This window comes from Sphingopyxis sp. GW821-FHT12F08, assembly GCF_058806755.1.
Genome location: NZ_JBXAQA010000007.1, coordinates 331,375 through 352,740 on the forward strand (window position 1 = coordinate 331,375; position 21,366 = coordinate 352,740).

Annotated in this window: 23 protein-coding genes; 6 read left to right on the forward strand and 17 right to left on the reverse strand. The window is 66.7% G+C overall.

What is annotated here, in order from left to right; translation table 11 throughout:
• Positions 1-8 precede the first annotated feature (8 nt).
• Together AC1RNQ_RS19705 and AC1RNQ_RS19710 are read right to left on the reverse strand one after the other, a co-directional pair.
• Positions 9-1,037: an SO2930 family diheme c-type cytochrome gene (locus tag AC1RNQ_RS19705; RefSeq protein ID WP_493173898.1), complete on the reverse strand. Its 1,029-nt coding sequence runs from the start codon at positions 1,035-1,037 to the stop codon at positions 9-11.
• Positions 1,034-2,242: a parallel beta-helix domain-containing protein gene (locus tag AC1RNQ_RS19710; protein ID WP_493173900.1), complete on the reverse strand. Its 1,209-nt coding sequence runs from the start codon at positions 2,240-2,242 to the stop codon at positions 1,034-1,036. Before AC1RNQ_RS19710 ends, AC1RNQ_RS19705 begins: the two co-directional genes overlap by 4 nt.
• Before the next feature lie 119 nt (positions 2,243-2,361).
• Here AC1RNQ_RS19710 and AC1RNQ_RS19715 point away from each other — a divergent pair, with 119 nt between their 5' ends.
• Positions 2,362-2,778 carry a DUF2147 domain-containing protein gene (locus tag AC1RNQ_RS19715; RefSeq protein ID WP_493173902.1) on the forward strand — a complete coding sequence of 139 codons (417 nt, stop codon included), beginning with the start codon at positions 2,362-2,364 and terminating at the stop codon, positions 2,776-2,778.
• Between the two features lie 136 nt (positions 2,779-2,914).
• On the opposite strand, the gene AC1RNQ_RS19720 is transcribed toward AC1RNQ_RS19715, so the two are convergent.
• The 8 genes from AC1RNQ_RS19720 to AC1RNQ_RS19755 all read right to left on the reverse strand — a co-directional run bounded on the left by AC1RNQ_RS19720 (position 2,915) and on the right by AC1RNQ_RS19755 (position 8,869).
• Complete coding sequence (locus AC1RNQ_RS19720; protein ID WP_493173904.1) at positions 2,915-3,613, reverse strand: aspartate/glutamate racemase family protein; 699 nt, start codon at positions 3,611-3,613, stop codon at positions 2,915-2,917.
• Between the two features lie 128 nt (positions 3,614-3,741).
• On the reverse strand, positions 3,742-5,226 hold the full coding sequence (locus AC1RNQ_RS19725) for an NAD(P)(+) transhydrogenase (Re/Si-specific) subunit beta (RefSeq protein ID WP_493173906.1): 1,485 nt from the start codon (positions 5,224-5,226) through the stop codon (positions 3,742-3,744).
• A 1-nt stretch (position 5,227) separates the two neighbouring features.
• Entirely contained in the window at positions 5,228-5,509 is a 282-nt protein-coding gene (locus AC1RNQ_RS19730) for a proton-translocating transhydrogenase family protein (protein WP_058808197.1), read from the reverse strand.
• Between the two features lie 146 nt (positions 5,510-5,655).
• Complete coding sequence (locus AC1RNQ_RS19735) at positions 5,656-6,228, reverse strand: fasciclin domain-containing protein (protein ID WP_493173910.1); 573 nt, start codon at positions 6,226-6,228, stop codon at positions 5,656-5,658.
• Between the two features lie 188 nt (positions 6,229-6,416).
• Positions 6,417-6,782 (reverse strand): PH domain-containing protein, encoded by a 366-nt coding sequence (locus tag AC1RNQ_RS19740; RefSeq protein ID WP_493173912.1) that lies wholly within the window; start codon positions 6,780-6,782, stop codon positions 6,417-6,419.
• A gap of 239 nt (positions 6,783-7,021) precedes the next feature.
• Positions 7,022-7,606 (reverse strand): hypothetical protein, encoded by a 585-nt coding sequence (locus tag AC1RNQ_RS19745; protein WP_493173914.1) that lies wholly within the window; start codon positions 7,604-7,606, stop codon positions 7,022-7,024.
• Positions 7,603-8,736, reverse strand: coding sequence for an NAD(P) transhydrogenase subunit alpha (locus tag AC1RNQ_RS19750; protein ID WP_493173915.1), 1,134 nt, complete (start codon positions 8,734-8,736; stop codon positions 7,603-7,605). The genes AC1RNQ_RS19745 and AC1RNQ_RS19750 overlap by 4 nt, the downstream gene beginning before the upstream one ends.
• Before the next feature lie 10 nt (positions 8,737-8,746).
• Positions 8,747-8,869 (reverse strand): aa3-type cytochrome c oxidase subunit IV, encoded by a 123-nt coding sequence (locus AC1RNQ_RS19755; RefSeq protein ID WP_493173917.1) that lies wholly within the window; start codon positions 8,867-8,869, stop codon positions 8,747-8,749.
• Between the two features lie 247 nt (positions 8,870-9,116).
• Here AC1RNQ_RS19755 and AC1RNQ_RS19760 point away from each other — a divergent pair, with 247 nt between their 5' ends.
• The 3 genes from AC1RNQ_RS19760 (at position 9,117) to AC1RNQ_RS19770 (ending at position 11,676) form a co-directional block, all read left to right on the forward strand.
• Complete coding sequence (locus tag AC1RNQ_RS19760) at positions 9,117-10,553, forward strand: sigma-54-dependent transcriptional regulator (protein WP_493173919.1); 1,437 nt, start codon at positions 9,117-9,119, stop codon at positions 10,551-10,553.
• 96 nt (positions 10,554-10,649) lie between these two features.
• On the forward strand, positions 10,650-11,303 hold the full coding sequence (locus tag AC1RNQ_RS19765; protein ID WP_493173921.1) for an SRPBCC family protein: 654 nt from the start codon (positions 10,650-10,652) through the stop codon (positions 11,301-11,303).
• 13 nt (positions 11,304-11,316) lie between these two features.
• The gene (locus AC1RNQ_RS19770; RefSeq protein ID WP_493173923.1) at positions 11,317-11,676 is read left to right on the forward strand and encodes an ArsR/SmtB family transcription factor; all 360 of its coding nucleotides are present in this window, start codon (positions 11,317-11,319) and stop codon (positions 11,674-11,676) included.
• Between the two features lie 131 nt (positions 11,677-11,807).
• Here the strand turns inward: AC1RNQ_RS19770 and folP are convergent, their stop codons facing one another.
• The 7 genes from folP to glmM all read right to left on the reverse strand — a co-directional run bounded on the left by folP (position 11,808) and on the right by glmM (position 18,863).
• A complete protein-coding gene (gene folP, locus AC1RNQ_RS19775; RefSeq protein ID WP_493173925.1) occupies positions 11,808-12,938 on the reverse strand; it encodes a dihydropteroate synthase in 1,131 nt (376 codons plus the stop codon).
• A 115-nt stretch (positions 12,939-13,053) separates the two neighbouring features.
• Positions 13,054-14,193, reverse strand: coding sequence for a site-specific DNA-methyltransferase (locus AC1RNQ_RS19780; RefSeq protein ID WP_493173927.1), 1,140 nt, complete (start codon positions 14,191-14,193; stop codon positions 13,054-13,056).
• 235 nt (positions 14,194-14,428) lie between these two features.
• Positions 14,429-15,325, reverse strand: a complete 897-nt coding sequence (locus AC1RNQ_RS19785; protein WP_493173928.1) for an oxidoreductase — start codon at positions 15,323-15,325, stop codon at positions 14,429-14,431.
• A 16-nt stretch (positions 15,326-15,341) separates the two neighbouring features.
• Entirely contained in the window at positions 15,342-15,896 is a 555-nt protein-coding gene (gene rnhB, locus AC1RNQ_RS19790; RefSeq protein ID WP_493173930.1) for a ribonuclease HII, read from the reverse strand.
• A gap of 97 nt (positions 15,897-15,993) precedes the next feature.
• A complete protein-coding gene (gene thiD, locus AC1RNQ_RS19795) occupies positions 15,994-17,181 on the reverse strand; it encodes a bifunctional hydroxymethylpyrimidine kinase/phosphomethylpyrimidine kinase (protein WP_493173932.1) in 1,188 nt (395 codons plus the stop codon).
• Complete coding sequence (locus AC1RNQ_RS19800; protein WP_493173933.1) at positions 17,178-17,402, reverse strand: DUF1272 domain-containing protein; 225 nt, start codon at positions 17,400-17,402, stop codon at positions 17,178-17,180. Before AC1RNQ_RS19800 ends, thiD begins: the two co-directional genes overlap by 4 nt.
• Positions 17,403-17,522: 120 nt before the next feature.
• On the reverse strand, positions 17,523-18,863 hold the full coding sequence (gene glmM / locus AC1RNQ_RS19805; protein WP_493173934.1) for a phosphoglucosamine mutase: 1,341 nt from the start codon (positions 18,861-18,863) through the stop codon (positions 17,523-17,525).
• 168 nt (positions 18,864-19,031) lie between these two features.
• On the opposite strand from glmM, the gene AC1RNQ_RS19810 reads away from it, so the two are divergent.
• Positions 19,032-20,282, forward strand: a complete 1,251-nt coding sequence (locus AC1RNQ_RS19810) for a dicarboxylate/amino acid:cation symporter (protein WP_493173935.1) — start codon at positions 19,032-19,034, stop codon at positions 20,280-20,282.
• The gene (locus tag AC1RNQ_RS19815) at positions 20,279-21,274 is read left to right on the forward strand and encodes an aldo/keto reductase (protein WP_493173937.1); all 996 of its coding nucleotides are present in this window, start codon (positions 20,279-20,281) and stop codon (positions 21,272-21,274) included. Before AC1RNQ_RS19810 ends, AC1RNQ_RS19815 begins: the two co-directional genes overlap by 4 nt.
• Positions 21,275-21,366: the final 92 nt, after the last annotated feature.

Sequence of the window (21,366 nt, forward strand, 5' to 3'; positions counted from 1 at the left end):
GGCGCAGCCTAATGCGACGCTTTCAGCATCTCCGCAATCCATTGCCTGAGCAGCGCCGCGCCTTCCTTGTGCACCGTCGAGCGCCCGACCTCGGGCATCGCGATGCCGGGGTCGGTGCTTTCGAGGCGGTAGATCATGAAGCTGTGATCGGGATCGCCCGGTTGAATCGCGAAATCCATGCCCCCGCTGCCGCGCCCCGCCGCGGTCGGGCGCTTGCCGATGCCGTAGTTGACGCCGGCCGGATCGTCGGTCCAGCGCAGAAACAGCCCGCTGTTCGACGCGCTGCCCGCCGGATTGTGGCAATGCGCGCAATTGACGTCGAGATAGGCGCGTGCGCGCTCGGCGACGCTGCCCGACTTGGGGTCGTCCCACTGCGGCATCACCGGTTTGAGCGCCGCCGGGTCCTCGAAATAAACGCTCTGAAAATGCGCCGAGCCCGGCGGATCGAGCACGAAATTGCGGACCTTCGGCCCGATCGGCACGATCGCGCCGTTCAGGCCGTGGCATTCCTTGCACTGATTCTTGTTCGGCACCGCATAGCGGATGCTGTGCGTCTGCCCGTCGGCGGTCCGGAACGTCACAGGCACGCGCCGCCCGCCGAGCGCCAGCGTCGCATCCTGCCCGTCGGCATCCCAGATATAGGGCAAGGCGACCCAGCCGCCCGCGCGGCGGATCAGCAGGCGCGTCTCGACCGGCCGCCCATCGTTGACGTCACTCCAGCCGAAGCTTTTGATCAGCACGGTCCCGACGGGAAATTCGATCGTCCCGTCGGCCAGCACGCGCGCCTTCTGGCCCGCGGGGATCGAGATATAGCGATGCTTGTCGGTGTAATCGCTGAACAGCGGGGTGCGCAGCGTGTAGCCGATCCGCGCCAGCGGCGCGCGCGGGCTGCCGGCGTGAAACAACCCGAACGCCGACAATTTCAGCGGCATCGCGTCGCTGTCGATGACGTCCTGGTCGACCCCGGGGAGCGGCACCCCGCTCGCCCCGCTCGCACACAGCAGCGCCGCGGCCAACGCGGCGAAAACGTGCTTCACTTGACCTTCGCCTCCATGCTTTCGGGCAGCCTGATCCCCGGCAGCGCCGCGGGCGGGGTGCCCTGCGACAGGTCCGCGGGCGACGGCTTGGCCTGATCGCGCGGGGTCGCGACGTCGGGCAGGTTCAGCGACAGCACCCCGACCTTGTCGAGTATGATCACATTCTCGCCCGCACCGTCCCACAGCACCGGCGGGATCGCCCCGCCCAGCGCCGCCGCGATCTGGGCGCCGCCGTCGAACGCGGGGGCATAGCCCGCCTTGCCATGTTCATTGTCGCGCACGACGATCTGGCGCGGCAGCGGCTGATATTTCGGGTCCTTATGCTCGTAACGATAGCCGACGATCATCACATTGGCGGTGCCATTCCGGTCGAAGGCATTGTCGAATATCTCGACATTCCGATTCGCCATGATCAGCACCCCGGTGCCGGTCGGCACGCTTGCGACGATATTGCCCTTGGGCGCGAAATTGGGGGTGCTGTTGTCCTTCACCTCATTGTCGAAGACGCGGACATTATGCCCGCCCTGCATCGGCAGGCTGGGCAGGTCGAAGACCAATATGCCGCCGGTATTCTTCGTCGCGACATTGTCGTGGACGTCGGCGTCGTAGCTGTTCTCGATCTCGATCCCCGCGACATTCTCGATCGCGATCGAATCGCGCACGATGATATTCTTCGACTGGCCGACGTAAATGCCCGCGTCCGACGCGCCGCGGACATAGACGCTGTCGACGAGCACGTCGCTGCTCTCGACCGGATAGATACCATAGGCGCCGTTGGTTTCCTTCGGCCCCGCGGTCCATTCGACGCGCAGCTTGTGATAGACGATGCGGTCGGCGCCCTTCGACTTGATCCCGTCGCCCTTGGTGTTGAGCACCGCGAAATTGGTGAGGAACACGTCGTCGCTGGTGACGAGCAGCCCCTCGCCCGCACCCTGCTGGCCCGCGAAGTCGAGGATCGAGCCCTTGTCGTCGGTGCCCGCGCCGCGGATCGTCACGCCCGCGACGTCGAGCGACAGCCCGTCGGTGAGGGTCCAGATGCCCGCGCCCAGTTCGACGACATCGCCCGGCTCGGCAACGATCAACGCTTCCTGGAGTTTCTCGTTGGCGTCGACGCCGCCCGCCTCGACCTTGATCGTCTTCGCATGCGCGGGCGTCGTGGCAACCAGTGCAACAGCCAGCGGCAAAGCGAAACTATGGAATCGCATCAGACTCTCCCTTGTTTTTTGCCAGCATGGTGCAAGACTGCGCGCATGCCAAGCCATGTTGCTGACATGGATGTAGCTAGGGTCAGGGTCGCAACCCCGCCCGAACCGGGGAGACTGTTTTGAAACGCATCTTCATCGCGGCCACCGCCGCGTCCATCGCCGCGTCGCCGGCGTCGGCCGTCGCGCCGCCATCGATCACCGGCCGCTGGGCCACCGACGACGGCAAGGCGATCGTCGACATCTATGCCTGCGGCGCCAAGCTGTGCGGCAAGGTGCATAAATTGCTGATCAAGCAGCCCGCGGGCGGCCAGCGCGACGAGCGCAACCCCGACAAGGCGAAGCGAAGCCGCCATGTGTCGGGCCTGCAAATCTACTGGGACCTCGCCGCCGACGGCAATGCGTGGAAGGGGCAAGGCTACAGCCCCGAGGACGGCCGCTATTACAAGGCGCATTTGACGCCCAAGGGCAGCAAGATGACGATGAAGGGTTGCGTCAGCGTCTTCTGCAAGACGGTGACCTGGACGCGGATGAGCTGATTGCCCCCCTCCCTGCAAGGGAGGGGTTGGGGGTGGGTGCGAGCAAAGCGAGCCGCACCAACCTTTGACAAAAGAGCGCTCGCCTGCGGCGAGCAAACCCACCCCTAGCCCCTCCCTTTCTGGGAGGGGAACCCGTTTAAGGCGCATCCCCCAGGATCCAGTCGACCCCCGCGGCGACATGGATGCGCGTCGTGTCGTAGACCGGCAGCACATTGGCGTCGGGATCGACCAGCATCACCAATTCGGTGCTCGCGAGCACCAGTGCCTGGACATCCTGCTTCGCGATGTCGGTGATGAAGGTGCGCATCGTGCGGCGCGAATTTTCGGTGACCTTGCCCTGCATCAGCTCGTCATAGATGATATTGTCGATCGCCTCGGCGCGCGCGGCGTCATAGGGGGCGAGCGTCAGCCCGTAGCGCACGAGGTTCTGGCGGAACCAGGGTTCGGTCATCACGTTTTGCGTGCCGATCACCGCCGCCGACTTGACCCCGTCGGCCTTCAGTTTCTCGCCGGTCTCGTCGACGATGTGGAGCAGCGGGATCGAGACCGCGCCCGCGATCTCCTTGGCGATCTTGTGCATCGAATTGGCCGCGATCATCAGCGCGGTCGCCCCCGCGGCCTCGAGCCGCTGCGCCGAGGCGATCAGGATCTGCCTGGCATTGTCCCATTGCTCGGGCGTCGTCAGCCGCGACAGCTCGCAATAGTTGAGGCTCTCGAGCAGGATCGGCGCCGAGCAGGAGGTACCGATGCGCTTCTGCACGCCCTTGTTGAGGTGACGGTAATAAAGCTCGGTCGATGCCCAGCTGATCCCGCCGATCAGGCCGATTTTGCGCATTTCATCTCCAGAACAAGAAAAAAACCGTTCGCCCTGAGCTTGTCGAAGGGCCGTCCTGTTCCCCGGTAGAGGAAAGAACGGTGCTTCGACAAGCTCAGCACGACGGCATTTTGATCGGACTATCGGTTTTAGTGCCCGCTGCCGCTCAGCGCCTTGACGATGTCGTCGGCCATCTTCTTGGCGTCGCCGAGCAGCATCATCGTCTGGTCCATATAGAAGACGTCGTTGTCGACGCCGGCATAGCCGACCCCGCCCATCGAGCGCTTCACGAACAACACGGTCTTGGCATTGGCGACGTCGAGGATCGGCATGCCGTAGATCGGCGACGTCTTGTCAGTCTTCGCGGCGGGGTTGGTCACGTCGTTCGCACCGATGACGAAGGCGACGTCGGCCTGCGCGAACTCGCCGTTGATGTCCTCCAGCTCGAACACCTCGTCATAAGGGACGTTCGCCTCGGCGAGCAGCACGTTCATATGGCCGGGCATGCGTCCCGCGACCGGATGGATCGCATATTTGACGTTGACGCCTTCCTTCTTGAGCTGGTCGCCCATCTCGCGCAGCGCGTGCTGCGCCTGCGCGACCGCCATGCCGTAGCCGGGGACGATGATGACATTTTCTGCCTGGCTCATCAGGAACGCCGCATCCTCGGCGCTGCCGGGTTTCCACGGGCGCTGTTCCTTCGAACCGCCGCCCGCCGCCGCCGCCTCTTCGCCGCCGAAGCCGCCGGCGATCACGCTGATGAAGCTGCGATTCATCGCGCGGCACATGATGTACGACAGGATCGCGCCCGAGGAGCCGACGAGCGCACCGGTGATGATCATCGCGGTGTTGCCGAGCGTGAAGCCCATCGCCGCCGCGGCCCATCCCGAATAGCTGTTGAGCATCGACACGACGACGGGCATGTCGGCGCCGCCGATCGGGATGATCAGCAGGAAACCGATCGCGAAGCTGAGCCCGGTGATCGTCCAGAACACCCACGGCGACTGGTCCTGGGTGAAATAGGCGGTCAGCCCGACGATCGCAGCGAGCGTGCCGAGGTTGATGATGTGCCGCCCCGGCAGCATGATCGGCGCGCCCGACATATTGCCGTTGAGCTTGAGGAAGGCGATCACCGATCCACTGAAGGTGATCGCACCGATCGCGATGCCGAGCCCCATTTCGACGCGACTGACCGTGAAGATCTGCCCCGCGGCGTCGGCGATGCCGAAGGCCTGCGGGTTGAGATAGGCGGCCGCCGCCACCGCAACCGCGGCGAGGCCGACGAGGCTGTGGAACGCCGCGACGAGCTGCGGCATCGCGGTCATCGCGATGCGCCGCGCCATGACGATGCCGATCACCGCGCCGATGCCGATCGCGGCGAGGATCTCGGCGAGGCCGATCGTGTCGAGCGCGCCGTCGGCGCCGACCGGCGCGTGCGTCAGCAACGTGGTGACGACCGCGATCGTCATGCCGATCATGCCGAAGCGGTTGCCGCTCTGCGCCGTCGCCGGGCTCGACAGGCCGCGGAGCGCGAGGATGAAGAGAATGCCCGACACCAGATAGGCGAGCGCGGCCCAGGGGTTTATCGCGCCATGGCCGCCGGTCGCGGCCGAGAGAATGGCCTGTACGTCCATCTCAGCGCTCCTTCTTCTTGTACATCGCGAGCATGCGCGACGTCACGGCGAAGCCGCCGAAGATGTTGATGCTGGCCATCACCACTGCGGCGAGGCCGAGCCATTTCGAGGTCGCCGAACCCGCAGCGGCGCTGGCGATCAGCGCGCCGACGATGATCACCGACGAAATCGCGTTGGTGACGCTCATCAGCGGCGTGTGCAGCGCCGGGGTCACCGACCAGACGACGAAATAGCCGACGAAACACGCCAGGACAAAAATCGAAAAAATGGAAATGAAGTCCACGGCAAGCTCCCCTGCTGATTCCGCTTGGCGCACCTCTTGCCGCGCCGCCGCCACCCTGTCGACTCCTAAGACGCGCAAAAAAGACGGGCCCGCACCTCCCCGAAGAGGAAATGCGGACCCGAACGGCAATTAAATTTCGCGAAGGATCACCCCGCGGGCGCAGCCTCGGTCGCCGCCGCCGCGGTTGCATCGGCGGGCTCGGCGCTCGGCGGGGTCAGGTTGGGGATCAGCACGCCGTTCAGGACGTGGACGACGCCATTGGCCTGCGCCAGGTCCTGCGTGGTGACATAGCCCGAGCTGCCCTGCGTGCCGTCGACCTTGATGTTGCCCTGCACTTCGGTGAAGGACAGTTCCTGGCCCTCGACGGTGGTCAGCTTGGCCGTGCCGCCGCCGGCCTTGATCTTCTTGTACAGGTCGTCGGCGGTCACCTTGCCGGGCACGACATGATAGGTCAGCACCTGCGTCAGCGTGCCCTTGTTGGCCGGGTCCATCAGATAGTCGGTCATCGGCTGCGGCACCGCGGCGAAGGCAGCGTCGGTCGGCGCGAAGACGGTGAACGGGCCGGCGCCGTTCAGCGTGTCGGCGACGCCCGCGGCCGAAAGCGCCTTGGCCAGCGTCGTCAGGTCGGGGTTGGTGGTCGCGGCCTCGGCGACGGTCGAGGTCGGCGCGGCTTCGGCGGCGACATCGTCGGTCATGGCAAAGGCGGGGGCGGCCAGCATGGGGGTAAGCGCGAGGAGGGGAACAGCAAGAAACTTGGCACGCAGCATCGGTATATTCTCCGGACAGTGGGAATCAGGGTGAGAACCCTGCACCGCATACTAAGCCATGACAGTTTCATGAAAAGGCCGGAATCAGCCAATTTCCATCCGGGTCCTCGCAGCTTGTCCCGCGGGAGGCTCGCCTCGCCTCAGTGGCCGATGACCAGCCGCGCCATCAGATGCTGGATTTTCTGCGGGTCGCTCTTGCGCGAAATCCTGACCTCGATCGGCGCCGCCGAGCCCGAAATCCACACCTTCATATCGGCGTCGAGGTCGAAGGTTCCCGCGGTTTCGAACGAGAAACGCGTGACCGAACGCCACGGCACGCTCTGGATATCCTTCTTCGACCCCGTCAGCCCCTGGACGTCGACGAAGATGAAGCGAAGATTGGTGAGCAGCACCGTGTCGCGGATCGTGCGGAACGCCGCGAGCACCTGCTCGCCGTCGATCAACCACGCCTGAAACTCGGCCTGCGCCCCGCCCGCATCGATATCGCCTGCGCTGAACAATCCCATCCTTCTACTCCTGCTGTCGTTGGGAAGCCGCCGGGTAGATGGGCATTCTCGACACTGGCGAAGGGCTTGCCTTCAATAGCCGAACCGGATTCCCCGCGGCTCGAAACCGCGTATCAGTTCGACCTCGAGCGCCCCATGCTCGGCCTTGCGAAGCACCCGGAAGATGATGCCGGCATACGCAATGTCCTTGCCGAACTGGCTTTCCTTGACCGCCCGGTTGGGCGGCCCCGAATCAGCGGCTATCGCCGAAAATTGATATTGGCCGCCCCAATCGCGCTCGACGAAGCGGACCGACACGCGCGGCGCGTCGTCCAGCACGCGGGATCGGTGCGTGCGAATGCGCCGCCCTCGATCGGCGCGAGCGCGGCGGGGATCCGCCCGCCTGCGATGATCGAAGACCGCGCGACGCCGGTGACCGCGAAACCGCCTTCGAAGCGCCCATCGGCGTCGCGGTCGACGAAGCAGCTGTGATAGCCATAGGCGGCGTTGCTCATGATCCGGACCGCAAAGCGTGGCCGCGGTTTGAGGGTACAGCCGATGCCGGCATCGCCGTCGGCCATCACCAGCGGCGTTCCGGTCGGAAGCGACAGCATATCGCCGGCGACCGTGATCGGCTCGCTCAGCGTCACCAGCCCGGTCGGATAAAGCGTTCCGCCGTGGATTTCGCCCTGCTTTTCAACCACGAACGGCGCGGTCCTGGGCGCATCGGGGGTGACGATCCACCGCATCGCAAAGGCCGCATCGGGCGCTTGCGCGGTCGCGGCGAGGGGAATGGAGGACAGCAGGAAGAGCGCAAGCCCCCCGACTGGCCAACCGCCGCTCACCCCAGCAGCCGTTCGTGCACGACCTTGCCGCCCTGCGTCAGGCGCACCGCATTGCCGATTTCTTCGTCGAGCACGGGCTTGCCCGCTTCCTTGTCCCAGAAGGCTGCGAGGAAGTTGAACAGGTTGCGGCTGAACAAAGCGCTGGTGTCGGCGGGCATCAGCGCCGCGATATTCTTCGCGCCGATGACGGTGACGCCGTGGATCCTCTTCGCCTCGCCCGAGACCGCGCCCTCGACATTGCCGCCGCTTTCGGCCGCCATGTCGACGATCACGCTGCCGGCGCGCATCGTCGCGAGCTGCGCGTCCGAGATCAGCCGCGGCGCGGGGCGCCCCGGGATCAGCGCAGTGGTGATGACGATGTCCTGCTTGGCGATGTGTGACGACACCAGCTCGGCCTGTGCCTTCTGATATTCCTCGGACATTTCGGTGGCATAGCCGCCCGCGCCCTCGCCCTCGATCCCCGCGACGCTCTCGACGAAGATCGGCTTGGCGCCGAGCGACAGGATCTGTTCCTTGGTGGCCGAGCGCACGTCGGTCGCGCTGACCTGCGCGCCTAGGCGCCGCGCGGTCGCGATCGCCTGCAGCCCCGCGACGCCGACGCCCATCACGAAGGCCTTGGCGGCGCTGACCGTGCCCGCGGCGGTCATCATCATCGGAAAGGCGCGGCCATAGGCGTTCGCCGCCATCAGCACCGCCTTGTAGCCCGCGAGATTCGCCTGGCTGGAGAGGATATCCATCGACTGCGCGCGCGTGATGCGCGGCATGAATTCCATCGCCAGCGCCTCGATGCCGAGCTTGGCATATTCGTCGACGCGGGCGCGCCCGTTCTCTCCGGCGCCGAACGGATTGAGCCCCGCAGCAAGCCAGGCCCCGTCGGCCACGCCCTTCAGCCCTGCGGGGTCGGGTCCCTGGATCGCGAGGACGATGTTCGCACCCTTCAGCACATCGGCGCGGCTGCCCACCGTCGCGCCCGCGGCGCTATAGTCGGCGTCGGCGATCGACGCGCTTTCGCCTGCCCCCGCTTCGACGGCAAGTTCGGCACCCAGGCCAATGAATTTCTTCACGGTTTCCGGGGTAGCGGCGACGCGGGTCTCGCCGGGGGCGAGTTCCTTCAGGACAGCGATGCGCATGCCGGCCCGGTCAGGAGATCAGGAGGACGACGAAGAGGACGACGACCGCGGTGATGATCGACCCCACCTTGAGCAGGCCGAGGAAACCCGAATAGGTCTCGTTCGCTGCTTTCATTTCCTGCTGTTGTGCCATGGCTTCTTCCCCTTTTTCGTCGCCGATCGCGCGGGAATCGGACGCGCCGCGCCCGGCCCGGAATCGGCCTTCGCAGCGGTCTTAGCCATGCGCCCCGCGATGCTCAATAGATGGTTTTGCGTGGTCTCATTGCACGGCGAAGGCCCCATGGGCTTAATCGCCCCTTTACCCCTTTGACGTAGATTAGTGGTTCAAAGCGGAACAGGCGGCGGAAAATCGCGGCCAATCGGGGGGTCAAAACACGGCGATGGCTAGCGCGCGCGACACACGGATGGTGATGATCGTCGACAGCGAACCGGCGCAGCAGCGCTTCCTGTCGGCGCTTGTCTCGCGCGGCGGCTGGCGCAGCGTCATTGCGGCTGACACCGACACCGCGCTCGCCAAGCTCGGCACGCAGGAGGGCATGGCGCTCGACGCCGTGCTTGTCGACCAGGGCGCGCCGGGCATGGACATGGCCGAGTTCGTCGCCGAGCTGCGCCGCTGGCGCCCGGCGCTACCGTTGATCGTGATCACGATGCGCAACGGGGTCGAGGTCGCGGTTGCCGCGATGCGCGCCGGCGCGACCGATTTCGTCCAGAAACCGATCGCCCCCGACCGGCTGCTCAATGCGCTCGACCGGATCACGAGCCAGAGTGGGCCGCAGGGCGAACTGCGCCCGCTCACCGAAAAACTGCGCGCGCCGCTGGCGTTCGAGGAAATCATCGGGTCGAGCCCCAATTTCCGCAGCGCGCTGGCGATCGCCGCCAAGGCCGCGCGCGCGCGCGTGCCGGTGATGATCAACGGCAAACCCGGCACGGGCAAGGAAGTCTTCGCGCGCGCGATCCACAGCGCCAGCCCCCGCGCGCGCGGCGCGCTGGTGATGGTCGACTGCTCGGCGGTGTCGCCGGGGCTGATCGGATCGGGGCTGTTCGGCCATGAACGCGGCGCCTTTCCGGGTGCCTTCGACCGCCAGGTCGGGCGGCTGGTGCAGGCCGACGGCGGCAGCATCATCATCGACCATGTCGAATGCATCCCGCTGGAGACGCAGGCGAAGCTCGTCGAATATCTGAACAGCAACGAAGTGCAGATGATCGGCGGCACGATCCGCCAGAGCGTCGACGTGCGCATCATCGCGACGAGCGCCAGCCCGCTCGACAAGCTGATCGAGGCGGGGCATTTCCGCGAGGACCTGTTCTATGCGCTGTCGAGCGCGCAATTCACCCTGCCCTCGCTGTCGGAGCGCCGCGGCGACGTCGGCCCGCTCGCGCGCCATTTGCTCGCGCGCATCGGTGGGTTGCCCGGCATGGGGCCGATCGGGGTCACCGACGACGCGCTGCGCCTGCTCGCCGCCTATGCCTGGCCCGGCAATGTCCGCCAGCTGCAGGACGTGCTGTTCCGCGCCGCGGTGGGCAGCACCACCGACGTGCTCACCAGCGCCGACCTCCGCGCGATCGAGGCCGCGCTCGGCGGCAGCAGCATGGCCGCGGGCCAGGGCGAGATCGCGATCAACGGCGAAGCCATCGGCGTCACCCTCTACCTCCCCGACGGCAACCTCCGCCCGCTCGAGGAAATCGAAGCCGACGTCATCCGCCTCGCGATCGGCCATTACCGCGGCCGGATGAGCGAAGTCGCGCGGCGGCTAGGGATCGGGCGCTCTACGCTGTACCGCAAGCTCAGCGACCTCGGGATCGACACCGCGGCCTGACGGCCCGCCGCGCCGGTGCCACGGCCCAACATATCAATCTAGACTTATATAAATTTTGACTTATACGAACTCTCCCGACCAATCAGGAGAGTCGCAATGCCGTTCGAACCCGTCGCCCAGGCCGCCATGGTCGTCCGCAAGGTCGAGGATGTCACCCACGAGGGGCGGCCCTGCCGCGCAGTGGTCGCGTCGCGCGACTATCTCACCGGGATCGACGATCTGTGGAACGCGATCACCGAAAAGGAGCGCATTCCGCGCTGGTTCGCGCCGGTCAGCGGCGATCTCGAACTCGGCGGCCGCTATCAGATCAAGGGCAATGCCGGCGGCACGGTCACCGCGTGCGACCCGCCGCGCAATTTCGCGCTGACATGGGAATTCGGCGGCGGGATGAGCTGGGTCGCGGTCGAGCTCGAGGAAGCCGGCGCCGACCGCACGCGCCTGACGCTCCATCACATCGCTCCGCTCGACGACAAGTCGGAGGAATTCTGGGACAAGTTCGGCCCCGGCGCGGTCGGCGTGGGCTGGGACCTGTCGTTAATGGGGCTCGGCTGGCACATCGAAACCGGTGAGAGCAACGAGCGCTTCGCCGAAGAGACCTGGTCGCTCGGCGACGAGGGCAAGGCCTTTGCGACGTGGAGCAGCGACGCGTGGACCGAGGCGTCGATCGCTTATGGAACCCCCGAAGACGCCGCGCGCCGCGCCGGTGCCACCAACACCGCCTTCTACACCGGCGCGGGCGCGCCCGCATGATGGCCGGGCTTTGATGCACGCCTTCGACGTCCTCGGCGATCCGGTGCGGCGGCGCATCCTCGAGCTGCTCGCCGATGCGGAGCGCAGCTCGGGCGCGATCGTCGCGGTGATCGCCGCCGAATTCGGCATCTCGCAGCCCGCGGTGTCGCAGCACCTGCGCATCCTGCGCGACAGCGGCTTCGCGACCGCGCGCGCCGAAGGGCGGCAGCGGCTCTATGTCGTCGCGCCCGATCGCTTCGACGAGGTCGACGCCTGGGTCCAGCGCTTCCGCCGCACCTGGGAACCGCGCTTCGAGGCGCTGGCGACCGAGGTGGCAAGGGGCAAGAAAAAGCGGCTGCTGCAGGGGCGGATCGTCACGACGACGAAGCTTTGAGCCTTTCCCCTCCTTTCTAGGGAGGGGCAGCGAGACTTGGCAGCTTGCTGCCTAGTCGCAGCGAGGGTGGGTATGCGGTCATGCGCCTTCGGCGCAACCCACCCCTAGCCCCTCCCTTTCGGGGAGGGGAATTATGTGGTCAGCGCAGCATCCCTCAGCCCACGCCACACCCGCAGCGCCTGCCGGTTCTCGGCGATGTCGTGGACGCGGAGCAGCTGCGCGCCCTGCCCCGCCGCCTGATAATGCAGCGCCACCGTGCCGCCGAGCCGCTGATCTGCCGGCGCCTCATTGTCGAGCGCACCGATCATCCGTTTGCGGCTCGCCCCGAACAATAGAGGACAACCCAAAGTGTGGAGCAGCGCCAGCCCGTTGATCAGCGCCAGATTGTCGCCGACCCCCTTGCCGAAGCCGAGCCCCGGGTCGACGATGATCTTCGCGGGGTCGATGCCGCCCGCGATGCACGCCGCGACCCGCTCGGCGAGCAGGTCGTAGACGTCGAACAGCACATGGTCGTAGCCGCCGCCCTCGTGCGGGTCGCTCTTTGCCGCGGGCGCGTGCATCAGGACCACCGGGCAGCCGGCCGCCGCGACGACCTCCATCGCGCGGTCGTCATAGCGCAGCGCCGAAATATCGTTGACGATGGTCGCGCCCGCGGCGAGCGCCGCTTCCATCACCGCGGCCTTGCGCGTGTCGATCGACACCGCGACGCCGCCCTTGGCAAGCCCCGAAACCACGCCCTCGATCCGCTGGATCTCGTCGCCCTCCCACACCAAGGGCGCGCCCGGTCGCGTCGATTCGCCGCCGACATCGACGATCGCCGCCCCCGCCGAGGCGAGCGCGAAGCCCGCGTCGATCGCAGCGGCCTGGTCGACATGCTTGCCGCCGTCGGAGAAGCTGTCGGGGGTGACGTTGAGGATACCCATCAGCTGCGGCTCGTTCAGCCGCACCGTCCGCTCGCCGAGCTGCAGCGTTCCGCGCGGGCGGAGCACCCCGGCGCGCTGCTTGCCCGCCATCTCGACGAGGTGATCGGGCATCGCCGCGACCCAGTCGGCGAATTCGGGGACGGTGACGATCGCCGATTTGACCACGCCCGGGTCGCGCAGGCTGATGTGCCAGGCGGCGAACCAGACCATCGTGTCGGCAATGCGAAGACAGGCGTCGCCCAGCTCATGCGGGCGGTCGACGAAGCAGGTCGGACGGCAATAGAGCCGCGCGTCGGGCGACGCGCTGCCGAGGTCGGGCTTGGTCAGGGGTGCGAACATAACGCTCCCTCTATCCGTTCGTGCTGAGCTTGTCGAAGCACCGTTCTTCCTTTGAACATCGGAAAAAAGGACGGCCCTTCGACAAGCTCAGGGCGAACGGGATTGAGGAGCCAGCTTACGCCTCGTTGGCGAGCAGCCAGTCCTGCCGGACCGCATCGATCACGCGCAATTGCTTGCCGTCGTCGATATGCCAGAAGGTCCAGCCATTGCAGCTCGGCGCGCCCTGCACGCCCGCGCCGACCTTGTGGATCGACCCCGCGGGCTGGCCCTCGCAATCGAGGCTGCCATCGACGCGCACCGTCGCCTTCCAGCGCCGCTTGGCATCGGTGAGCACCGAACCCGGCGCGATCAGCCCGCCCTCGACGAGCGTCCCGAACGCCACGCGCGTCGCGGCCTGCGGCGCCATCATCGTCTTCACCGCGCTCTCGTCGAGCGGCAGCGCCATTTCGATGCGCTCCAATGCCGCGGCGATATAATCATCCTCGCGCTCGATGCCGATGAAATGGCGGCCGAGGCGCTTCGCCACCGCGCCAGTGGTGCCGGTGCCGAAGAAGGGATCGAGAATCACGTCGCCGGGGTTCGAGCAGGCGAGCAGGATGCGATAGAGCAGCGCCTCGGGCTTCTGCGTCGGGTGAACCTTGTGCCCGCCCTTTTTGAGCCGTTCCTGCCCGCCGCAGATCGGGATCAGCCAGTCGCTGCGCATCTGCAGCTCGTCGTTGAGCGTCTTCATCGCGCGATAGTTGAAGGTGTAGCGCGCCTTCTCGCCCATCGACGCCCAAATGAGCGTCTCATGCGCGTTGGTGAAGCGCGTGCCCTTGAAATTGGGCATCGGGTTCGCCTTGCGCCACACGATGTCGTTGAGGATCCAGTAGCCCTGGTCCTGCAGCGCCGCGCCGACGCGGAAGATATTGTGATAGCTGCCGATCACCCAGATGCTGCCGCCGGGTTTCAGGATGCGCTTGGCTTCCTTGAGCCAGGCGTGAGTAAAGCGGTCGTAGGTCGCGAGGCTGTCGAACTTGTCCCATTCGTCGTTGACCGCGTCGACCTGGCTGCCGTCGGGGCGATGCAGGTCGCCGCCGAGCTGGAGGTTGTACGGCGGGTCGGCGAAGATCATGTCGACCGACGCGGCGGGAAGCGAGCGCATCATCTCGACGCAATCGCCCTGCAAAATGCGGTCGAGCGGCAGGTCGGCCGGGTCGACTTTCGTCGCGCGCTGCTTGACCGCGGGCGCCTTGACCCGTTCCATCACACCCATGTTTCGCCCCTGTTCCGCATACAAAGAAGGCCCTGATGAGTCCGGCGGAGTCCGCCGTCAAGCCCGGGATTCTAGGGATTCCGGATGTAACAATGGTTAACGGGATGGGAACGAAACGAGTCCCACACAGCATGTGGAGTCTGTAGCGACTCGGAGACTCAACCACTGGTGGTGTGGCGGGGAAGACTCAGTCGCGAAAAATATTTCCTTCTCCCCTTGTGGGAGAGGGAAACCGCTAGAGCCCCGGATCGACCCCGGTCAGCTCGACCGACCGCTCCCACAGCTCCTTCGCCAGCTTCGGATCGCGCGCCGTGCGCGTCGCCCTCGCCGGCCCCGACCGGCCCGTTATCTCGCCCAGCCCCTGCGGCCCCAGATAGTCACCGCCCTGTACATTCGCCCCCGTCGCCGCCTGCAAGGTCGGCCAGGCGCCCTGCGCCGCGCTGTTGAAGAAGGGCCCGGCAAGCGGGGTCATCGTCCGCAGGGGAAGCGGCAAATGCCGCGTCAGCTCGGTCAGCGCGACCCCCGGGTGACAGCCGATCGCCTGCGTCGCGCGCCCCGCCGCGCCCAGCCGCCGGTCGAGCTCGAACATATGGAGCAGGTTCGCGAGCTTGCTTGTCTGGTAGCGCTGCCAATTATGGTAGCTGCGGCTTGCCGACAGGTCGCTGAAATCGATCGCGCCGCCCTTGTGCGCGATGCTGCCGGTGATGACGATGCGGTCGTCGACATGGCTGTGGAGCAGCCCGGTCAGCGCGAAGGTGCCGAGATGGTTGACCCCGAATTGCAGCTCGAAGCCCTGTCTGGTCAGCGTCTTCGGCGGGATCATCACCCCCGCGTTGTTGATCAGCACGTCGATCCGCGGTCCCGCGAGCAGCGCCGCCGCGACGTCGCGCAGCTGATCGAGGTCGGCAAGGTCGAGCGGCTGGAACGACAGCTCGGCCTTCGGCAAGTCGAGGCGGATGCGGTTCATGGCCGCCTCGGCGCGCTCGGCGTCGCGGCAGCCAAGGACCACATGCGCGCCGCGCGCGGCGAGCACGCGTGAGACTTCATAGCCGATCCCGGCATTGGCACCGGTGACAAGGAAGCGGCGGCCCGTCTGCGTGCCGACGTCGTCGGCCGTGAACCCGCTGCGCATCGCCTTCTCCTGTTGATCAGACCAGCTGCATTTGTGCGACCGGGGCAAAACTGGTCCGATGGAGCGGCGTGGGACCGTGCTGGCGCAGCGCCGCGAGATGGTGGGCGGTACCATAACCCATGTTGGTTTCCCAGCCGAAGTGCGGAAAATCGCGCGCCGCCGCGACCATGAAGCGGTCGCGATGCTCCTTGGCGAGGATGCTCGCCGCCGAAATGCACGGATGCGATGCATCGCCGCCAACGATCGCACGCGCGGTATATCTCCATCGGGGAAGCCGGTTGCCGTCGACCAGAACTTCGACGAGCTCGACCCCCAGCGCCTCGACCGCGCGTGTCATCGCGAGGAAGGTCGCCTGCAATATGTTGATGCGGTCGATCTCGGCGACGCTCGCCTCGCCGACGCCCCAGCGGCAGCGTGCCTTGATCAGGGTCTCGAGCTCACTGCGACGCTTGGCCGAGAGTTTCTTGCTGTCGTCGAGGCCGATGATGCCGTCGGGGCACAGCAGCACTGCCGCCGCGACAACGGGGCCTGCGAGCGGCCCCCTGCCCGCTTCGTCGACGCCAACGATCATCTTCTCCCCTCCCCTTCAGGGGAGGGGCCGGGGGTGGGGGCTATCGGGGTTGCGCGAGGCCGATGGCCCCCACCCCTCCCCTGAAGGGGAGGGGCTTTCATATGCGCCACGGCGGATACCTTCGATATTCGCCCGCCTGGTACAGGCACAGCCGGTTGCCCGCCGGGTCGGTCAGCCGCGCCTCGCGCCAGCCCCATTCCTCGTCGGCGGGCATCTGGTCGAAGCGCACCCCGCGCCGCGCGAGATAGGCGACCCAGGCGTCGAGCGCGCCGCTTTCGAGATAGGTGGTCGCGCCGCCCGCCTCGCCCTCGCCGACGTGGATCGACAGCGTCACACCGTTGATCGCCTCGAAGCGCGCATAGCCCCCAATTCCTTCGGCGCCGGGGCTGTCGACGATCTGCGTCAGCCCCATCTGCTTGTAGAAGGCGACCGACGCCGCATAATCGCGCGCGGGCAAGGTGGTCTGGTTGAGCGCCGGCCCGGTGAACAGCCCGTCGTTGCGCACCGCCTGCTGCCCCATTGGCCCGTGCCCCTGCCCCAGCCCCGGCGCGTCGAGCAGCGACAGCCGCACGAAATCGCGCGCACGCGCCGCCGCGGGTTCCAGCGGCATGCCCTGCGCCAGCCCCGCGGCGATCGCGCTCGCCAGCGTGCAGCCGGTGCCGTGGGTGCTGCGCGTGTCGATGCGCGGCGCCTCCCATAAGGCGATCGTGCCATGTTCGGTGACCAGCCGGTCGGTGATCGTCGCGCCCGTCCCGTGCCCGCCCTTGACGAGCACCGCGGCGCCGACCTTTTGCGCATAGGCGACCGCCGCGCCCTCGACCGCATCCTCGGCGATCGCCTCGCGCCCGCACAGCGCCGCGAGTTCGGGCAGGTTCGGCGTCACCACCGTGCTGAGCTCGGCGAGCACCTCCATCGCGGCGATCGTCTTCGCGTCCGCCAGCACCGCGCCGCTCGTCGCGATCATCACCGGATCGAAGACGAAGGATTCGCCGTAGACGCCGGAGATCAGCTCCTCGGCGACCGCCATCGCGTTGTCGGCGCCGCCGAGCATGCCGATCTTGACCGCATCGACCCCGATATCCTCGGCGACGCTGCGCATCTGCTGCGTCACCATCGCGGTCGGGATCGCGTGCACCGCTTCGACGCCCAGCGTATTCTGCGCGGTGATCGCGGTGATCGCGGTCATCGCATGGCCGCCGAGCATCGTGACCGTCTTGATATCGGCCTGGATTCCCGCCCCGCCCCCGCTGTCGGAGCCGGCGACGATCAATATGCGTGCGGTCAACCCTTATGCTTTCGCACCGTCGACGCCGGGAATTTCGCCAGCGCCGCGCCTTCGCGCAGCGGCCGGTCGAGCAGGTCGCCGCCGCAATTGGGGCAACGCTCGTCGAGCTTGTCGGCGCAATTCGCGCAGAAGGTGCATTCGAACGAACAGATGAACGCACCGTGGACATCGGCGGGGAGATCGCGGCCGCATTTCTCGCAATCGGGACGCATTTCGAGCATTTTATAAACTTCCTTCCAAATCCGTTCGTGCTGAGCTTGTCGAAGCACCGTCCTTCTCTTCAACGTCGCTAGAAGAAAGGACGGCCCTTCGACAAGCTCAGGGCGAACGGTGATATAAATTCACTGTCCGGTGGCCACACGGACGGCGTCGCAAATCATGTCGACGACCTGTTCTACCTGCGCTGCATCATCGCCTTCGGCCATGACGCGGATGAGGGGTTCGGTGCCCGAGGCGCGGATGACGAGGCGCCCGCGCCCCGCGAGCGCGGCCTCGCCCTCGGCGATCGCCGCCTGCACCTGCGGGTCGTCGAGCGGTGCGCCGCCCGCGAAGCGGACATTCTTCAAAAGCTGCGGCACCGCGTCGAACTGGTGCAGCAATTCGCTCGCGGGTTTGCCCGACGCGACCAGTTCGGCGAGAACCTGCAACCCCGCGAGCGTGCCGTCGCCGGTGGTCGCATGGTCCGAGAGGATCATATGCCCCGACTGCTCGCCGCCGACGTTGAAGCCGCCGGTCTTCATCCGCTCGAGCACATAGCGGTCGCCGACCTTGGTACGCTCGAGGCTCAGCCCCTGGCCAGCCAGGAAGCGTTCGAGGCCCAGGTTCGACATCACCGTCGCGACGACGCCGCCGCCCTTCAGCCGGCCTTGTCTGGCCCAGCTCGCGCCGATCAGCGCCATGATCTGGTCGCCGTCGACGATCGCGCCCTTTTCGTCGACCACGATCAGCCGGTCGGCGTCGCCGTCCAATGCGATGCCGATGTCGGCGCCGCTCGCGACGACGGTTTCCTGCAGCAGGCCCGGCGAGGTCGAGCCGCATTTGTCGTTGATGTTGATGCCGTTCGGCGTGACCCCGATCGCGACGACGTCGGCGCCCAACTCCCAGAACACCGTCGGCGCGCTGTTGTAGGCGGCGCCATTCGCGCAATCGAGCACGATCTTGAGCCCGTCGAGCCGCACGGATTCGGGCAGGCTCTGCTTCACCGCGTGGATATAGCGCCCGCGCGCGTCGTCGATGCGCTTCGCGCGGCCGATCTGTGCGGGTTCGGCGAGCTTGGGCTCGCTCGCGAGCAGCAACTCGATCTGCGCCTCGTCCTTGTCCGACAGCTTGTAGCCGTCGGGGCCGAACAGCTTGATGCCATTGTCGTAATAGGGATTGTGGCTCGCCGACAGCATCACGCCGAGGTCGGCGCGCATCGAGCGCGTCAGCATCGCGATCGCCGGGGTCGGCATCGGCCCCACCTGCACCACGTCCATGCCGACGCTGGTGAAGCCTGCGACGAGCGCATTTTCGAGCATATAGCCCGACAATCGTGTGTCCTTGCCGATCACGACGCGATGCTTGTGCGCCCCGCGCAGAAAATGCGCGCCCGCCGCCATGCCGACGCGCATCGCGACCTCGACGGTCATCGGAATCTGGTTGGTCAGCCCGCGAATGCCGTCGGTGCCGAAAAACTTGCGCATGCCACCTCTGCTCAATAAGCCGGAGCCACCTACCCCGACGTCCAAGGGATGGCCCTCGCGGAGCACTTCCCGGCCCAAAAACCGGTTCCCACTTTTTCCGGGAGGTGCTCTAAGTCACCCATATATGCTTGGCAAGCTGGCCAGAAAAAACGCCGGGGAGAATCCGTCTTGAAATCCGCCTGGTTCATCCTCTCGGCGCTTGTCGCCGGCATGCTGCTCGGGATCGCGGTCGAGAGCGTGTCGCTCGAAACCGCGACCGCCTCGCTGCCCTTTGTCGAGCCGATCGGCCTGCTGTGGCTCAACGCGCTCAAGATGACGATCGTGCCGCTGATCGTCGCGCTGCTGATCACCGGCATCACCGCGACCGCCGACGCTGCGCGTGCGGGAACGCTCGCCTTTCGCGCGGTGATGATCTTTCTCGGCGCGATCTTCCTCTCGGGGCTGATGTCGGTGCTGATGACGCCGCTGCTGCTCAAACTCTTCCCGCTGTCCGCCAGCGCCGCCGAGGCGCTGCGCCACGGGCTCGGCGGCACGAGCGAGGCGGGCGCGTCGCCGACCTTCGGCGATTTCCTGCTTTCGCTGATCCCGACCAACCCGATCGCCGCCGCCGCAGACACCGCGATCCTGCCGCTGATCGTCTTCACCACCATCTTCGCCTTCGCGATCACCCGGCTCGAACCCGCGCCGCGCGCGACCTTGTCGGGGCTGTTCAAGGCGCTGGGCGACGCGATGCTGATCGTCATCGGCTGGGTGCTCGCGCTTGCGCCGATCGGGGTCTTCGCGCTCGGCTATGCGCTCGCGGTCAAGGCGGGGGTCGCGGCGTTCGGCGGGCTCATCCACTATGTGCTGATCCTGACGGGGATCGGCGTCTGCTGCCTCATCCTCGGGCTTTTGCTCGCCTGGTTCGTCGTCGGCATCGCCCCGCCGCGCTTCCTGCGCGCGATGGTGCCGACGCTCGCGGTAGCGGTCAGCACCCAAAGCTCGCTCGCCAGCCTGCCCGCGATGCTGAAATCGTCGGAAGAACTCGGCGTCGACCCGAAGAAGGCCGACATCGTGCTGCCGCTCGCGGTCGCGCTGTTCCGCTTCACCAGCCCGGCGTTCAACCTGGCGGTCGTCATCTATGTCGCCTGGCTGTTCGGCATCGAATTGACGCCGTGGGAGATGGCGGTCGGGCTCGCGGTCGCGATGGCCGCGGCGCTGTCGTCGGTCAGCCTGCCCGGCTCGATCAGCTTCGTGACCTCGATCGCCCCGATCGCGGTGTCGATGGGGGTGCCCGTCGCGCCGCTCGGGCTGCTCGTCGCGGTCGAGACCTTCCCCGACATCTTCCGGACACTCGGCAATGTCATCGGCGATGTCGCCGCCACCAAATATGCCGCTGACAGAGTCGGCGACGACAAACCAACGGGAGAACCGACATGAAATATCGCAAGCTCGGCCACGGCCTCACCGTCTCGGCCATCGGCATCGGCTGCATGCCGATGATCAAGGGCGGCAACATCCTCTATGGCGAGGCCGCCGACCTCGACGAATCGACCGCGACGATCCACCGCGCGATCGACCTCGGCGTCACCTTCTTCGACACCGCGCAAATCTATGGCCCGTTCAGCAACGAGGAGCTGCTCGGCGCCGCGATCAAGGGCAAGCGCGACGGGCTCGTCATCGCGACCAAGTTCGGCTTCAAGTTCGACGGCAACCAGATCGTCGGGGTCGACGGCTCGCCCGAAAATGCGCGGCGCGCGTGCGAAGGCTCGCTCCAGCGGCTTGGCATCGACACGATCGATCTCTTCTACCAGCACCGCGTCGATCCCTCGATTCCGATCGAGGAAGTCGTCGGCGGGATGATGGAGCTGGTGAACGAGGGCAAGGTCCGCCACATCGCGCTGTCCGAAGCCGGTCCCGAAACGATCCGCCGCGCCGCGAAAGCCGCGCCGATCACTGCGCTGCAGAGCGAATATTCGATCTGGGAACGCGACGTCGAGGAGGAAATCCTGACCGCGTGCCGCGATAACGGCATCGGTTTCGTCCCCTATTCGCCGCTCGGCCGCGGTTTCCTCGCGGGCGCGATCCGCAGCCGCGACGAGCTTCCCGAGACCGACTGGCGCCGGGGCGACCCGCGCTACAGCGAGGAGAATCTGCCCGCCAACCTCGCGATCGTCGACGCGATCGGCGCGGTCGCCGACCGGCATGGTGTCAGCAAGGCGCAAGTCGCGCTCGCCTGGCTGCTCGCGCAGGGCGACGACATCGTCCCCATCCCCGGCACCAAGCGCCGCCCGACGATGGAGGACAGCGTCGGCGCCGCCGAAGTGACGCTCACCGCCGACGACCTCGCCGCGATCGACGCCGCGGCGCCGATGGGCGGCACCAGCGGGCCGCGCTATGGCGAGATGGGCATGCGGATGGTGCGGCTGTAGTCGATCCTCCCCACGCGAAGCGATGGGGAGGTGGCAGCGCGAAGCGCTGACGGAGGGGGCGACGCCCTCAGGCGTCGGTGCAAGTTTTCAAC